Consider the following 14187-nt stretch of genomic DNA (forward strand, 5'->3'; position numbering starts at 1 on the left):
CAGTGGTCCCACCAGGGCTACATCAACAAGATCGGACCAGCTCTCTACGGGCCCATGCCCGCCAGCACTTAAGCCTTTGTCAGCAGGCTCTTAGACCTGATGGACGTGGTGCGCGGCCTAATCGCCGAAGGCTGGCCCATCACCGCCGAAGAGCTCGGCGCGCTGTCGCCCTACCTGCGCGCTCACATCAGCCGATTCGGCGCCTATGCCACCGACGAGATCGGTGTGCGGCCCGCGGCGTTCAACCCCGAGCTCACCGAGATCGACTTCACCACGGTCGGCCTGGCCGCCTGAACCCGAGATCGGCCAGGTCGTGCTCACAGCCCTGGTTTGATCACGTGCTGCGCCTCCGTCAGCTATGGCGAGCCGCAAAGCCTTCAGTAACGGAGCACCTTCTTCGTGCTGTTACCTTCCTGATGGTCTGTTGGCCAATAGTTTGCCGCGTCGGATGTCATGGCTGGGCTTGGTGAGCGGGAATGTTGGGTCGGTACGCGCGCAGAAAGATCCGTATGCCGCCCGCGACCAGGTGGCTGATCTCGGCGTCGGTGAGGTGCACGGCTCCGTACCAGGAGCGGTGGTTCACCCGGCCGGTGACCAGCAGCCCGAGGAACTCGGCGGCTTCCATCGGGTCCGGGATGTCGAGCAGCCCTTGCTCGGACAACTCGGCCAGCCGGTCAGCGAGAGCGTGCTGGACGGAACGGTTCGCAGAGGTCGGCTCCAGCAGGGCGGGGAAGTGTGTCGCCTCCGCGATCATCAGGCGCATTACGGCTGCCCGTTCCGCCGATCGCGCGATTTCGGTGGCGAACTCACGGCCAAAGACGGTCAGGGCGGCCTCTACGTCATCGATCTGACCGAGAGTGCGTTCCAGCAGCTTCTGGAACTCCTCCGTTTGCGCGCTTTTGGTCTCCTCCAAGGTTGACAGGAACAGTTGTTCCTTGTCGCCGTAGTAGTCGTAGATGGTGCGCTTGGAGACGCCCGCACTGGCGGCGATGGCGTCGACGCTCGCACGCGTGTACCCCTCCCGTACGAACACCTCAAGTGCCGCGCGCACGATCGCGGCGCGTTTGGCCGGTGACCCTTGTCGGAGTGGGGGCGGGCTGTTTGACATGGCTGGCTCCTTCACAAGCATTCACTATACCGTGCAGTGTAGCCAGCGAACTACACTGCACAGTATAGTGTGGCTATGGGCGACACCTCAACTGCCACGCGTCTGGACAGCGCCGTGCTGAAGCTCAGTGCCGTTGTCGTCACCGGCACCATCACCGCCATGCTGGACATGACAATGGTCACCGTCGCGCTGACCGACCTGACCCGCGCCTTCCATGCCCCCATCGCCACGATTCAGTGGGTCAACACCGCGTATCTGCTGTCGATCGCGATGGTCATCCCCCTGACCGGCCGGCTGGCCGAGCGGTTCGGCACCCGGACCATGTGGCTGTTCGCCCTCACCGTCTTCCTTGCCGGTTCGGTGCTGTGCGGGGCCGCCTGGTCGGTAGGCAGCCTGATCGCGTTCCGGGCCGCGCAAGGCGTCGGCGGCGGCATGATCGTGCCGCTGAGCATGATGATCCTCATCCAGGCCGCCGGCCCTGAGCGCCGCGGGCGGGTGATGGCGATCGCGGCCGTGCCCGCGCAGTTCGCGCCCCTCGTCGGGCCGCTGCTCGGCGGCCTGATCGTCGACAGCGTTAACTGGCGCTGGATCTTCTACATCAACGTTCCCATCTGTCTTCTCGCGCTGCTGCTGTCCTACCGCGGCCTCTCCGACGACGGCCGGCGAGAAGCCCAGCATCTGGACCTGCCCGGCCTAGCACTGTTGTCCCCTGCCCTCGCACTGATCGTCTACGGCCTGTCTCGGACCGGCACCCCCGGTGGCGGGCTGCCCCCGCTGGCCATCGGCACGGCCCTGCTGGTCGCGTTCGTCTGTTACGCGCTGCGCGCCTCCGACGCCCCGCTGATCGACCTGCGCCTGTTCACCCACCGGGCGTTGGCCGCCGCCTCGGTGCTCAACTTCATGTCCCGGCTGTCGATCTTCGGAGCGCTGATCCTGATACCCCTGTACTACCAGCAGGTCCGCGGCCACAACGCGCTCACCGCCGGCATGCTCCTGGTCCCCCAGAGTCTGGGCACGATGCTCGCCCTGCCCTACGTCGGCAAGTTGACCGACCGCATCGGCGCCCGTCCCGTCGTGCTGACCGGGATCGCCGTAACCACGCTCGGCGCCCTCGCCTACACGCAGGTCACGGCGCACACCCCCGACCTGGTCCTGGCCGCCTCGCTGCTGGTCTGGGGCATCGGGATCGCCGCCGTCGCCGTCCCGGTCTCGGCCGCCGCCTACCAAGGTCTGCCACCCACCGCAATTCCGGGCGCGACCAGCGCCATCACCACGATCCAGACGATCGGCGCCTCAGTCGGCGCAACCGTGCTGGCAGCGATCCTGCAAAACCGCACAGCCCATCACCCCGGCGCGCTGGGTGCCGCCTTCGCGGACACCTTCTGGTGGGTCCTCGGCGCCACCGCCCTCGCGCTGATCCCCGCCCTTCTTCTCCCCATGCGGCGGGCCAAGGACTGAGGCCAGTGAAGCCCCGGTACTGCGAACGGGCCGGGCTCGGGAGTACTGGTCGGGTGGTAAGCGTCCGATAACGGCCTGTATTCCCGGAGCTGTAGCGAGAGGCAAAGCAACCCGCAAGTAACTCAAATCGGATCTCCGTGGGGGTCTACAGGCCATCACAATCGTCAAAAAACCATCGTTTATTGACGATTAGCGGATGTCGATTTCCGAAGTCGGCTGCACGGATGTCCGCACTCGCCTGCACAAAGTGCCTGACCGCTATCTGATGCTGGTGGAACAGTCACGTTTCTGGTGGTCGATCCTTCCGCCGGGGTGACGGTGGACGGTCATCGGGCCCCAACGCCGCCGAGATCTTGCCCGCCCGCATCGCGCCATCGGCATCGGCCAGCAGCTCCCGATACGCGGCCGGCAACATCGAAACCTTGCCGCCTGGCGCTGGTCGCGGGCGAGCTTGTGGTGGCCATCCACATCGAGAAGGTGCGCGGCTGGTGGCCTTCGCCGCGGAGTACGGCTTGGCGGACCGCTTACAGTGCCGGGTGCGTGGGGGTTATCCTCGGGGGCCCTTGTAGCTGATGGCGGCGTCCACGCCGTCACCGCCGTTCCGCCGAGCCCGATAGGAGTCGCCGTTCGGGACCATGAAGGAGCCGCCCGCGGCGCGCCTGCCGACCGCGGGGACGTGGCTGCTGAGTCGGAGGTAATACCAAGCGTGACCAGGATCCTTATCGGTGCACCGGGAGTCCGGGACGCGGATCCGGGTCGCCTTGCGGACACAGATCTCGACCCGGGGGTCGTAGTCGACCTCGGTCATCTCATAGCGGCCCTGGCCGCCCTTCTCGGGTGCTCGATAGCGGTAGTAGTAGTCGTCAGGCATCTTCGTCAAGGCGTCCTCGGTCTTCTCACCCGCCGCGGGGATGTGGACGCTCAGGGCGCCCATGGGGAAGTAGCGCAGCGCGAACCCGGGGAGAGCGTCGTCACAGGAGCGGTACGACACCCGGACCGTGGTCCTCCGGTCGACACAGACCTCCACATAAGACGGCGGATCTGTCTCTTCGTGCTCGGCCTCTACCTCGTGCGTTGGCACCTGAGGGGTTGGTGTGGGTGTGGGCCGGGCTCGGTTCACCTCTTGGGTGCACGACGAGATCAGCACTAACAGAGGCAGGGCAAGGCAGGTGAGAGCTCGAGACGGAGACACTCATCCAGGATGGGGGATGTGGGTGGACCGGGTCAGCGGAAGCCGAGGATCTTCAGGGACTCTTGGCCGCGCGTTCGAGGACGCGGTAGACCGTGGCGCGGCCGACGGAGAAGACCTCCATCAGCTCAGCGATGGTGTACTCGCCAGTGCCGTGCATGCGCACGAGCTCGGCTTGCTGGCGAGGGGACAACTTGGGCTGCTTCCCGCGGAAGCCTGCCCTTGGCGCGGGCGATGGCCATGCCTTCGCGTGTGCGTATGCGCAGCAGGTCGACTTCGAACTCGGCGAAGGTGGCCAGGATGTTGAAGAACATCTTTCCCATCGGGTCGGCCGGGTCGTACAGCGTCCCGCCGATGGACAGTTTCACGCCGCGGGCGACCAGGGAGTCTCCGATGTCGCGGGCGTCGGGGGCGGAGCGGGCGAGCCGGTCGAGCTTGGGGACGACGAGGGTGTCGCCGGAGTGGACGGCCGCGAGGGCCTGGTCGAGGCCGGGCCGTTCCCGGTTGGTGCCGGTCAGTCCCTTGTCGAGATAGATGCGGTCGTCGGCGACGCCGAGAGAAGCGAGGATTTCGCGCTGGGCGGTGAGGTCTTGCAGGGCGGTCGAGCATCTGGCGTAGCCGATGCGTTCTCCCACCCACCAACCGTACCGTTTAGTCCCCCTTCACCGGACAGCTTCGCGGACTACCTATATGAGACGCGGGAGCGGCTTGCCGAGCTGCGCTTGCGTGATCTCCACGGCCGCGGGGCGGGGTGTCCGGTTGAGGATCCTCTAACGGACACCTCCGGGGGAGGCGAAACGGCCCGGCTCGGGATCGGGAAGGAACGAGGCGGGGATGCCCTGGCCGATCATGAAGTCGCCTTTCCGGTCGTAGGCCTCCCGCGTCCGGGAGAAACAGGTGAGGATGCCGAAGATCTGGCGCGCGGCGGCCGCGTCGCTGCGCGCGGTGTCGAACCATTCCTCCACCTCCTGCTGGGCTTCGGCCCACGACTGATGCATGGCCTCTCGCCCTGCCGTGCGCACCTGCTCCGCCGTGCCGGGCCGGTCGCCCTCGTAGACGGGCTGGTGCGGCTGGACGGTCAGCAGCGGCCCGAGGCTGCCGCGCGCGGCGATCTTCCCGGTCCGGATGAGGTCCAGCGCGGTCGCGGCGGCTTCCAGCAGCGCTTCCTGACGCATGGTGTCGAAGGTCTCGTACGGGCGCCATACCGTGATTCCGGCCCGAGGCGGCCAGCCGGCGGTGACCCAGATCTGTTCAAGGGCGGCGGCCGAGTGTTGGCGGACTTGTGAGGTGGACAGGCTGACCTCGTCCAGCAGAGTACGCAGCAACCGGAGCCAGACGCCGACGTGCACGGATCGGCGGGGCAGGCTGACCGTGCCGGAAGTCAGACCCTGGAAGGTGAGCCGGTCCATGACCAAGATGTGCTCGGGCGCCGCACGGTCCGGCGCAGGCTCGCCCAGCGCCTCGGCGAGCCAGAACGCCTGCTCGGTTTCGAGGCGGCGCCCGTGCGTGGGACAGCTGAGCATGAGCGGGATCCTGGCGGTCAACGGAATCCCGCGGCCGGGCTCGGCGGCGCAGACAGGGCAGACTCGTCGTACGGCCCGAGGGGTGTGAGGGGGCAGGGGGAACCAGGGGCGCCATCGCTGAACGACGTTGCTGCCGGCCTCGCCCGGCCACAGCAGGACGGAGTCCTGTCGGACGTAAGTATGGAAGGTTTCCTCGCCGTGGTCCGGGTCGAGGGTGTCGGCCAGCCAGGGCACCCACCCGCCGATCGTCATCCGGCGTAGTCGGCTGACCGGCGTGCCGGTCCGCTCGGCGAGCGCGTGCAGGATCGCCACCGGAGGATCCCAGTCCAGATCATCGGCGGCGGGTCATCCAGCAGGGTGGAGGCCGGGCCGAGGTTGTGCTGCAGCAGTTGGCGTGGCGATAGGTGGTAGATGCTCGCCAGGCGGCCGAGCCATGAGGTCAGTGCCTCGCCCGGATGGGGTGGCGGGTGCACCGGCCAGCGGCGGACGCGCTCGCCTGGTCTCATGTGAGTTCGCGTTCGAACAGGCGGCGCCGCTCGGTCGGCCCCTCGTAGGTCGCCATGAGCAGGGTGCGCTGGTTGATGGCTTCCTCGCCGGACTCGATCGCCGCGATGGCGGCGTCGGTGAGCAGCGCGGCCAGTTCCCCGATGGTGCCTTCGCTGCGGGTCAGCAGGTATTCGGTCATCTCCGGGGTGGCCAGGTGGGAGGGGCGGCGCAGCGGGAAGGCTGCGGCGAAGCTGGCCAGCAGGGTGCTCGCCTCCCGGTCGGGCTGCCAGCGCGGCAACGTGAACGGGGCGAAGCGGTTCTCCAGTTGGTCGTCGGAGCGGATCGCCAGGTAGGCGTCCCGGGTGCCGACGCCGACCAGTGGGATCTTCAGCTCGTTGCCGAGGAAGCGCAGCAGGTTGAGGAACTCGCGGCGGGCATCGCCGCGCCCGGCCAGGACGTTGTGGAGTTCGTCGATCACCAGCATCCGTACGGCGGCCTGCCGCAGCAGTCGCAGGGCGAGTTGCTCCAGCTCGGCCAGCCGCTGGCGGGGCCGTAGCGGCGCGCCGAGCGCGCTCAGCAGCGCGGTGTAGAAGCGGGCCACCTGCGGGTCGGACGGCATTTGCACCGTCAGCACCGGGAACTCCTCCCGGTCCGGATGGAAGATCGGCGGGTGAGAGCGCCGGAACTTCTCCACGATCTTCGACTTGCCGTTGTTGGTCGGCCCGATCACCAGCAGGTTCGGCATCCGCTGCTTCGCCGGCCAGGTCAGCAGCTTCTGCAGCCGGTTCAGCGCCTGCGTGGCGCGGGTGTAGCCGATCCACCGATCCGCCCGTACCCGGGCCAGCCGCTCGGCGGCGGGCAGCCGTGCCACCGGCCGGGCAGTCTCATGCAGATGAGACAGCTCCTCTGCCGGCCCTATCTCCAGTTCGACATCCGGCGTGCTGCTCACCACTGCTCGATCACCTCGAACGGGCGCACCGGCTCCCCCTCCGCAGGATCCTGCGCCGCGGCCGGCGGTAATGGCGCAGGATCCTGTGGAGTCCGTCGCGTGACGGGAGTGGCAGAGCGGCGCTCAACCTCCCGGCGGGCCCGGCGGGTCCTGGCCGCCGCGTCCTCGGTGATCTGCCGCATCTGCTCAACCATCGCGAACAGCGCCGTCTCATTCACCTGATCGCGACCCAGTTCCCGAAGCCGAGCGACTGCCGCGCGCTGTTCCCACAGACTGATCGGCGGCCGGGACATCGTCCGATACGGCACCGGCAGATAGGAGTCCCCGTCCGGATCGAGCGCCCAGACGCGGGAGATGTCGCGCGGGTCGCGCCGCAGCACGATCTTCTCCAACTGCCTGCGCCGGGCGATCCACGGCTTGAGGGCGTCGCAGTAGTACTGAACGTGATCGAGCGTGAAACCCGTGCGGGTCAGCGTCCGCCGCTCCGCCGGCAAGAAGTCGACCAGGAACGCCGTCTCGCTCGACACCGTCGCGGGACGGCCGCCCTCGGCGACGCCCTGCTCCCACCGCCCGGCCGGCGTCTGCTTCAGCGTGCCGTGCACCTGGCCGTGGTAGACCGCGACCGCCAGCGCCAGCCACTTGTTCAGCTCCGCCAGCGTCAGCACCGCGCTGGCCTGGCTGTCATACCCGCCGCGCTCGGCGGGGTTGGAGAACGTGGTGCCCGGCAGCTCGTGCACCATCTCCATCATCGTGCCGATGAGCCGCTCGATGATCCCGCCGAAGTGCGGCTGCCCCGGCGGCCGGTAGCTCTGCTTGATGCCGTCCTGGTCACAGCCCCGCTGTAACGCCTCGCTCGTGAACTCCGGGGCGTTGTCGGTGAAGATCTCGCGCGGCTTGCCGCTCATCGGCCAGGCCGCCTCGACCCCGAGCCGCTCCAGCCACGGCCGCTTGTCGGTCGCCATATGCGCCAGGCACAATCCCACCGACAACGCCGACGGCGGCTCCAGGATGACCACCAGACCTACCACGCAGTGGCTGGCCACATCGATCGCCACCGTCACGTACGGCCGGCCGATCGGCCGCCGATACCGCTCATCCACGATCTCCAGATCCACCACCGTGTGGTCAATCTGCACCTGCTCCAGCAGCCCCTCGACCACCGGCGGCTCTCCACCTGCCGACCGCAACGCCCGAGCGGCGTCCGCGCCCTGCCGGGCCGTGACCGAGGCCACCGGATCCAGCCGGCCGATCCGCCGCTCCAACGTCCCCCGCGACGGCACCGCCAACCCCCGGGTCCGGCACTGCCGGACGACCTCCTCGTAGACCGCGCTCACCGTCCGACGCTGTCTGGTCAGATACCGCGACCGGATCACCTCCAGCAGCAGCGCCTCGACCTCCTCCGGCAGCCGACCACGCCCCCGGCCACCAGTCGAGCGGCGCGGAAGCAGATCAGACGCAACCTGCGAACCCGCCCGCCACCGCTTCAGCAATTCATAGACCTGGCGGCGAGAGATGCCCAGCTGTGTCGCCGCCTCATCCGCTTCCGCGATGCGAACGCGCGGCTCCTGCGCCAGCCGGCCGATCACCTCCGCCCGGCGGACAGCCACCGACCATTCCGCCGCCGAAGCCGTCAGCACACCCAGCTCCGCCACATCCGCCACGTCGTCGACCATGCCGACTTCACCGTAGTGAACACGAGTACAGGCAAGAACCGACAGTAGTGAAGAGGAGTACAGAAATCAGGAGTTTCCGAAGTCCTCTGCAATCAGCCCTATAACCCCAGGACGTCAGTGAACACGACTACGAGAATCGACAGCGGATGGGGTAGCCGAACGGCCCGTCAGCCCTTCAAAAACCCCTTCAAAAACCCCGGTGGTTCAACAACCCCACAACACCGTTTATTGAGAGAATCCACGGCGTGACCACCGTCTTGGGGCTCCCCGATGATCCGCTCGCCGCCTTCCCCGCCCGGCCCAGCGAGATCCGCATCGGTTACGCCCGCGTCTCCACCGAAGGGCAGAAGCTCGAACGCCAGCTGGATGCCCTGGCCGCCGCCGGATGCCGCCGCGTCTTCGCCGACAAAAAGTCCGGCAAGAGTGCTGAGCGGCCCGAGCTGGATGCCTGCCATGCCTTCCTGGCCGCCGGCGACACCCTGGTGGTGCCCTCCTTGGACCGCTACGGCCGCTCCCTGGCCGACCTGATCGCCATGGTCGGCGAACTACGCCGCCGCGAGATCGACTTCACCTCGCTGCACGAGAGCCTCGACACCACCACCCCGGGCGGGCGACTGGTCTTCCACGTCTTCGCCGCCCTGGCCGAATTCATCCGCGAACTCATCGTCGCCGGCACCCGCGAGGGCCTGGCCGCGGCCAAGGCACGCGGCCGGGTCGGCGGCCGCCCCACCGTGGTCACCCCCGACCTGCTGCGCGCCGCCCGCGACATGCTGCCCAACCCCGAACACTCGGTGACCTCGATCGCCAAACTCCTCGGCGTGAGCCCGGGAACCCTCTACAACCACATCCCCAACCTGCGCGAGCTGCGCGCCGCCCGCCGCCCGGCCGAACTGCAAGCAGGCACCCGGTGATCCGCACCCCCTACCGGGCCAAAAGCGGCGCCGCCCAACTCGGCGCCGCGCTGCCGGGACAGCCAGGCCCGTTCGGCATCCGCCCGGAACCGACGCCGGAGCCCACCTCACAGGACACCGCCCAGGAGCCCCTGCCGCCGGTCGAGCAGCACAACCGATCACGTATCAGGCTCCAGCGCGGACTCTGAGCAGCCCTATTAGCCCTTTCCGGCTTACTTGGTCTGACCCCCACCTTCGGGAGCATTGTCCACGCGGACGGCTGGCCGGCGACGGAGACGCTGATAGTCGGCGGCGACGCGTTGCGACCCGACCTGGCCCAGCCGGACGAGGTGCTGGCGATGTTCCGGGAGGCGATCGAGATCTACCGCCGCCTCGCCGACGACGATCCCGCGCAACACCAGTGGCATCTAGCCGTCGCGATCTTCGTGGCCGCTCTGTGTGGGCCGCACCTCGGAGCGGGGCAGGAGTCACTGGCCCTCGCACGCGAGGGCGTCGAGATCATGGGCCGGCTGGCGCGCGAGAGGGACGGCCTCGACGAGGAGTCGCTCGACCACGTCGCGATCGCCTTGGGGGGGGCGGCGGGGAACCTGGTGACCTCGGAACCGGAGCAGGCCGAAACCCTGGCCCGCGAGTCCGTGGAGATGCTGCGCAGGCTCGTCCGGGAGCAACCGGCCAAGTCCGTCCATGAGGAGAACCTGCACAGCACGCTGACCATTCAGTCCGGGGTGCTGATGCGGCTGGGCCGCGCCGAACCGGCGCGCGCCGCGTTCCAGGAGGCCGTACGGATCCGTCACCGGCTGGACCGGCTCAAGGACCCCGACGGCTGCGCCGCCTTACAGGGCACTGCCGTGATGGTTCTCGGCCTGATCTGGCTCCAAGGCACCGGGAAGGACCTGGAGACCGGCTTGGAGACAGCCTTGGCGGTGTTGCACCAGGAGGCGCGGGACGCCCCCGTCACCCACGCGACCGCGGTGTCCCAAACCCTCTACATGCTCGATCTCTTTCTGCGTCGGCTGGAACGATGGGATCTCGTCCTGGCCGGGTAGCGCGTTCACGCCGACCTCCTCAGACGCATCGAGAACGACGACTGGATCGACCAGTTGATGGCTAGCGGCAGCATCTTGGGGATGCTGGGCAGGTGGGACGAAGCCCTCGACATGATGGGCGAGTTCGCCGCCGAATTCCACCGGCGGGACAGCAGCGACCAGCTGGAGTACTGCCTTTATGGCGCGCTGACCACGATATCCTTCAACGTGCTGGGCCAGACCTCGGATGAGCACCCCGTGGGCGCCTACGAAAACCAGGCGCGGGAGGAGAACGTCGCCCTGCTGGAGCAGATCGCGGCGGCCTACCGCCGGCGCTCCCGCGGTGACGCGCACGAGCGTGACCACGGCCTGGCCGTCACGCTGAAGACGATCGCGAAGCGCTGTGGATCATGGGCCGGCCGTGGCAGTCCCTGGCCGCCGGCGAGGAGGCCATCGAGGTTCGTCGTCGGCTGGCGCGCGGCGGCTCGCCCGAGCATCTCGCCTACCTCGCGTATGCGCTGCAACGCCAGGCGCACAAGGCCGGAGGCCGCCGCCGCGGCCGACGAGGCCGCCCGCATCTACCACCACCTCGTACGGGACGGCCACCACGCGAACGACCGCACGCTCGCCGCGACCCTGCACCGCCTGGCGACCAACCTGCGGTGGTTCAGCCCGGCCCAGGCGCTGGCACCGGCGCGATGGGCCGCCGAGATCCTGCAACGGCTGGCCCACGGCGAACCCGCCACGCCCGACGAGGCCCTCGCGACCGTGCTGGACATCCTCGCCGCGGTCCTCGAACTCCTAGGACGCGAGGAGGTGTTCCGGGCCGCGGCGAGCCGGGCGGCCACAGTGCGCGATCGGCTTACCGCGGGAAGCGGCTCCGCCGTGACAGGTCCGGGGCGCGGTCAGGAGCAGACGTAGCCGCCGCTCCTCACGCCGAGCACGTCGGTGAGGTTCTGCACCTGACCGATGGAGCAGCCGTGGCTGAGCGGCTGGTCGTTCCTTGACTTGGCCGGTGTAAATCCAGAAGGGCGTGGGTGCCGAGAACTGGGTCACAGGGTTTGATCGGGGATTTGCCGCGCTCAGCGGCTCAGTTCCGCCAGGACCGTAGGAGGGCTCTATGGCTGCTGTACTTGATCGTCGTACGGGTCTTCGGCTGGATCGCGCTGCTTGCCGATCGCGGCCGTGCAAGGACGCGGAGATTCTTGTGTTGCGGCATCAGCTGGCTGTGCTCAGCCTGCGTCTGCCGAAAGCTCCATCCGTGCGGTTCAAGCCGTATGTGAGTACTCGGCCGGCAGGTCGTCCAGTCCATGACGCCGACGACGTCGGGGTGTGCTTCAGAGCATTGAGACGAAGCGCCGACAGACGTGAACTCGGGCGAACTGCGCGCGTATCGCATGCTCGTCCTCCAAGCTGGCATGCAGGAAGATCGCCATGGGCCGTAGCCCTGGCCGGCGCGCACCAATAGCCCGGTCCGGCTCACCGGGATCGGTGTAGTAGTTCGCGTAGACGTGGAGGTAGTGCTCCCCTCGGTGAAGCCGTTGGCTCGATATCAGCGCAATGTTCCCGAATCATCCCTCGTCCAGGCGTCGAGCGTGCGTGCGCCGAGCGTGCGGGCCCGGGCACGGGCCTGGTCGAGGAGAGCGCTGCCGGTGCCTCGACGTTGATGGTCAGGATGGGGTGTTCACGAATAGGGCCGGCCTGGGGTGCAAGAGGGGGTGAGGAGATCACCTCCCAGGATCGGTGTGATCGTTTCCCAGCAACACGGCTTCGGGGAGGCTGGCTGCCATCTCGAAGTGGAACAGCCGGACGGGGCAGGACACGCAGACCCGCAATGGTCAGCACCAGACACAGCGTCAACGACGACGCACACTGAACGATCAGAGTGATGACAAGCGGTTGCACGGGGCCTTCGACACCGATCAGGAAGAGGCCGGGCGCGGCTGTCCTACCGACGCGCCGCGGAACTGTTCGAGACCCTCACCCGGCCGCTGGCCCACCCCAGCATCACCGGCGCCGCCGGACTCCTGCAGCGGGGCGGCTGGACACCGCACCAGCTACGGCGCTCCGCGCTGCCCCACGAGCCCGAGGACGGCAGCAACACCCCACTCTGCTGGCTCGCTCCCGGCACGCGGACGAGCTACGGCGGTTGGCCCAGCACCTGGCCGAACCGCTCCGCCGGCTCGCGGGCTCTATGCCCCGCGGGTCTGGAAGGCAACCTGAACCCTGAGTTCCGCAATGCGGTCGAACCCGCGTGTGTGCTCGGTCGGATCGCTTGACCTTAAGCACGGTTGAGGTCGCAGACTGCTGCCATGATTTTCACTGACTCAGAGCACGCATACCTGTCGGAGCAGGAACTCGGCCGCCTGGCCACCCTCGGCCCCGACGGGTCTCCCCACTCTCAGCCGGTCGTGATCTGGTTCGACCCCTCAACCGAGACCATCCAGATCGGCGGCCCGGAGCTGAGCAAGAGCCGCAAATATAAGAACGTCCTAGCCGACCCCCGGGTCTCCCTCGTCATTGACGACCAGTCACCGACGCCCAATGCCCTCGGCCAGACCGGCCGCGGCATCGAACTGCGTGGTCACGCCGAGATCGTCTTCCTGGACCCACCGCTCCACCCGGCCTTCGACCACGAGACCCTGCGCATCCGACCACACCGCATCGTCGCCTGGAATCTCGAGCCGATCACCAATCCGTCTTTCGGGAGCGGCTCCCACCTCCAGGGTTACAACTCCCGCGACGTCTGACCACGATCGACGAGACGACGGCAAGCGCGGCGATCTGCGCTTGGTTGGTCTGGGTGGTGAGACTACGGTCGTGGGCGCCGAGCAGAACCTGCGCCGCCACCGCCGCGCTCCGTCCGGGGCGGTGAGCCGTGGTGTGGAGAAGGTAGCCGTCATGGCAGGGGCCACCACGAACAGAGCTGCATGGGCCTGAGGAGCCTCCGATCGACCAGGCCTCGGACTCGGCGGTCGCGACAGCGGGCGCGGGCGCGCATCCGCACGGTGATCGCGCTGGCGGGCATTCCCGCAGCGGTCAGCTCCGCAGCCTTGGCACCACCGCGGCTCGCTGGGGCCAGCCGCTATCGCGGATACGGCTCGGCCGGCCTGGCAGATCGCTCCAGCCGTCCCCGGCGCGCTGACCTGGAAGGCAGGGGAGCTTAGATTCAAACGATCAACGCAACACTGCTAGTGGATGGGTGGATCGTGGCTCGGATGGGTCGGCCGGGAATGTCGGACGCGATGAAAGAAGACTTGTGGCGGCCTTCAGGATCTCGTTCGCCCGCCGGAGTTCGGCGTTCTCCCGGCGCAGCCGCTTCAGCTCGGCCGACTCGTCCGTGGTGCGGCCGGGCCGGCTGCCCTCGTCGATCTGGGCCTGGCGGACCCAGGTGCGCAGTGTCTCCGCGGTGCCGATGCCGAGCTTGGTCGCCACCGCGTTGATCGTGGCCCACTCGGTCGGGTAATCCGGCCGCACCTCGGTGACGATCCGCACCGCTCGGCGGCGCAGCTCGGCGGGATAGGGGGACTTACCTGGCATGGACTCGATCCTCTCAAGAGATCAAGTCTCCACCGAACCCGGGGCCTGCAGGTGAGTGAGGATCTGCTGCCACAGGCCGGCACGCCGCCAGCGGCGGAACAGGCTGTAGACCGCCTGCCAGGAGCCGTAACACTCTGGTACGTCCCGCCACGGCGCGCCCACCCGTACCCGCCAGCGGATCCCGTCAATCAGCTGACGTTTGCTCCATTGCGACGGCCGACCTGGCCTTTTGGGAACCGGCAGCAGTGGTTCCAGCCGCGTCCACTGCGCATCGGTGAGGTCGAACCGCCGCGTCACCGCTGAGGTGGCCACGAGGTCTCCGGGG

General features: G+C 68.1%; 16 protein-coding genes and 2 pseudogenes. 7 read left to right on the forward strand and 11 right to left on the reverse strand.

Features of this window, described 5'->3' with window-relative positions; translation table 11 throughout:
- The first annotated feature begins 99 nt into the window (after window positions 1-99).
- Entirely contained in the window at window positions 100-294 is a 195-nt protein-coding gene (locus ACIHAD_RS44830; protein WP_397360959.1) for a hypothetical protein, read from the forward strand.
- 157 nt (window positions 295-451) lie between these two features.
- Here the strand turns inward: ACIHAD_RS44830 and ACIHAD_RS44835 are convergent, their stop codons facing one another.
- Window positions 452-1108 (reverse strand): TetR/AcrR family transcriptional regulator, encoded by a 657-nt coding sequence (locus ACIHAD_RS44835; protein ID WP_397360960.1) that lies wholly within the window; start codon window positions 1106-1108, stop codon window positions 452-454.
- Window positions 1109-1183: 75 nt separating this feature from the next.
- Between ACIHAD_RS44835 and ACIHAD_RS44840 the strand changes: the two genes are divergently transcribed.
- Window positions 1184-2566 carry an MDR family MFS transporter gene (locus tag ACIHAD_RS44840; RefSeq protein WP_397360961.1) on the forward strand — a complete coding sequence of 461 codons (1383 nt, stop codon included), beginning with the start codon at window positions 1184-1186 and terminating at the stop codon, window positions 2564-2566.
- A 547-nt stretch (window positions 2567-3113) separates the two neighbouring features.
- Here the strand turns inward: ACIHAD_RS44840 and ACIHAD_RS44845 are convergent.
- From ACIHAD_RS44845 to ACIHAD_RS44875, 7 genes are all read right to left on the reverse strand, one after another.
- Entirely contained in the window at window positions 3114-3647 is a 534-nt protein-coding gene (locus ACIHAD_RS44845) for a hypothetical protein (protein ID WP_397360962.1), read from the reverse strand.
- Window positions 3648-3810: 163 nt separating this feature from the next.
- Window positions 3811-3915, reverse strand: a complete 105-nt coding sequence (locus ACIHAD_RS44850) for a helix-turn-helix domain-containing protein (RefSeq protein WP_397360963.1) — start codon at window positions 3913-3915, stop codon at window positions 3811-3813.
- Window positions 3884-4390 carry a recombinase family protein gene (locus tag ACIHAD_RS44855; RefSeq protein ID WP_397360964.1) on the reverse strand — a complete coding sequence of 169 codons (507 nt, stop codon included), beginning with the start codon at window positions 4388-4390 and terminating at the stop codon, window positions 3884-3886. Before ACIHAD_RS44855 ends, ACIHAD_RS44850 begins: the two co-directional genes overlap by 32 nt.
- A 135-nt stretch (window positions 4391-4525) precedes the next feature.
- The gene (locus tag ACIHAD_RS44860; RefSeq protein ID WP_397360965.1) at window positions 4526-5590 is read right to left on the reverse strand and encodes a TniQ family protein; all 1065 of its coding nucleotides are present in this window, start codon (window positions 5588-5590) and stop codon (window positions 4526-4528) included.
- Window positions 5527-5784 carry a TniQ family protein gene (locus ACIHAD_RS44865; protein ID WP_397360966.1) on the reverse strand — a complete coding sequence of 86 codons (258 nt, stop codon included), beginning with the start codon at window positions 5782-5784 and terminating at the stop codon, window positions 5527-5529. The genes ACIHAD_RS44860 and ACIHAD_RS44865 overlap by 64 nt, the downstream gene beginning before the upstream one ends.
- The gene (locus ACIHAD_RS44870) at window positions 5781-6689 is read right to left on the reverse strand and encodes a TniB family NTP-binding protein (protein WP_397361029.1); all 909 of its coding nucleotides are present in this window, start codon (window positions 6687-6689) and stop codon (window positions 5781-5783) included. The genes ACIHAD_RS44865 and ACIHAD_RS44870 overlap by 4 nt, the downstream gene beginning before the upstream one ends.
- 20 nt (window positions 6690-6709) lie before the next feature.
- Window positions 6710-8386: a Mu transposase C-terminal domain-containing protein gene (locus tag ACIHAD_RS44875; protein WP_397360967.1), complete on the reverse strand. Its 1677-nt coding sequence runs from the start codon at window positions 8384-8386 to the stop codon at window positions 6710-6712.
- Between the two features lie 257 nt (window positions 8387-8643).
- Here ACIHAD_RS44875 and ACIHAD_RS44880 point away from each other — a divergent pair, with 257 nt between their 5' ends.
- The 4 genes from ACIHAD_RS44880 to ACIHAD_RS44895 all read left to right on the forward strand — a co-directional run bounded on the left by ACIHAD_RS44880 (window position 8644) and on the right by ACIHAD_RS44895 (window position 11243).
- Window positions 8644-9297: a recombinase family protein gene (locus ACIHAD_RS44880; RefSeq protein ID WP_397361030.1), complete on the forward strand. Its 654-nt coding sequence runs from the start codon at window positions 8644-8646 to the stop codon at window positions 9295-9297.
- Window positions 9294-9485: a hypothetical protein gene (locus tag ACIHAD_RS44885; protein ID WP_397360968.1), complete on the forward strand. Its 192-nt coding sequence runs from the start codon at window positions 9294-9296 to the stop codon at window positions 9483-9485. Before ACIHAD_RS44880 ends, ACIHAD_RS44885 begins: the two co-directional genes overlap by 4 nt.
- Before the next feature lie 111 nt (window positions 9486-9596).
- Window positions 9597-10343 carry a hypothetical protein gene (locus ACIHAD_RS44890; RefSeq protein ID WP_397360969.1) on the forward strand — a complete coding sequence of 249 codons (747 nt, stop codon included), beginning with the start codon at window positions 9597-9599 and terminating at the stop codon, window positions 10341-10343.
- Window positions 10344-10424: 81 nt separating this feature from the next.
- Window positions 10425-11243: a hypothetical protein gene (locus ACIHAD_RS44895; protein WP_397360970.1), complete on the forward strand. Its 819-nt coding sequence runs from the start codon at window positions 10425-10427 to the stop codon at window positions 11241-11243.
- Window positions 11244-11874: 631 nt separating this feature from the next.
- Here the strand turns inward: ACIHAD_RS44895 and ACIHAD_RS44900 are convergent.
- Window positions 11875-11988: pseudogene (locus ACIHAD_RS44900) on the reverse strand (GNAT family N-acetyltransferase); the annotation flags it as partial.
- Window positions 11989-12634: 646 nt separating this feature from the next.
- On the opposite strand from ACIHAD_RS44900, the gene ACIHAD_RS44905 reads away from it, so the two are divergent.
- Window positions 12635-13072, forward strand: a complete 438-nt coding sequence (locus ACIHAD_RS44905) for a PPOX class F420-dependent oxidoreductase (RefSeq protein WP_397360971.1) — start codon at window positions 12635-12637, stop codon at window positions 13070-13072.
- Between the two features lie 490 nt (window positions 13073-13562).
- On the opposite strand, the pseudogene ACIHAD_RS44910 reads toward ACIHAD_RS44905, so the two are convergent.
- Window positions 13563-13862, reverse strand: a pseudogene (locus ACIHAD_RS44910) (transposase); the annotation flags it as partial.
- Between the two features lie 21 nt (window positions 13863-13883).
- A complete protein-coding gene (locus ACIHAD_RS44915; RefSeq protein ID WP_397360972.1) occupies window positions 13884-14174 on the reverse strand; it encodes a transposase in 291 nt (96 codons plus the stop codon).
- Window positions 14175-14187 lie beyond the last annotated feature (13 nt).

The sequence above is a fragment of the Nonomuraea sp. NPDC052265 genome (assembly GCF_044547985.1).
Classification (GTDB): domain Bacteria; phylum Actinomycetota; class Actinomycetes; order Streptosporangiales; family Streptosporangiaceae; genus Nonomuraea.

Coding starts and splice junctions, on each gene's coding strand:
- ACIHAD_RS44830 (WP_397360959.1), top strand. CDS start 100: ATGGACGTGGTGCGCGGCCTAATCGCCGAAGGCTGGCCCATCACCGCC.
- ACIHAD_RS44840 (WP_397360961.1), top strand. CDS start 1,184: ATGGGCGACACCTCAACTGCCACGCGTCTGGACAGCGCCGTGCTGAAG.
- ACIHAD_RS44875 (WP_397360967.1), bottom strand. CDS start 8,386: ATGGTCGACGACGTGGCGGATGTGGCGGAGCTGGGTGTGCTGACGGCT.
- ACIHAD_RS44850 (WP_397360963.1), bottom strand. CDS start 3,915: ATGCACGGCACTGGCGAGTACACCATCGCTGAGCTGATGGAGGTCTTC.
- ACIHAD_RS44895 (WP_397360970.1), top strand. CDS start 10,425: ATGCTGGGCAGGTGGGACGAAGCCCTCGACATGATGGGCGAGTTCGCC.
- ACIHAD_RS44865 (WP_397360966.1), bottom strand. CDS start 5,784: ATGAGACCAGGCGAGCGCGTCCGCCGCTGGCCGGTGCACCCGCCACCC.
- ACIHAD_RS44905 (WP_397360971.1), top strand. CDS start 12,635: ATGATTTTCACTGACTCAGAGCACGCATACCTGTCGGAGCAGGAACTC.
- ACIHAD_RS44835 (WP_397360960.1), bottom strand. CDS start 1,108: ATGTCAAACAGCCCGCCCCCACTCCGACAAGGGTCACCGGCCAAACGC.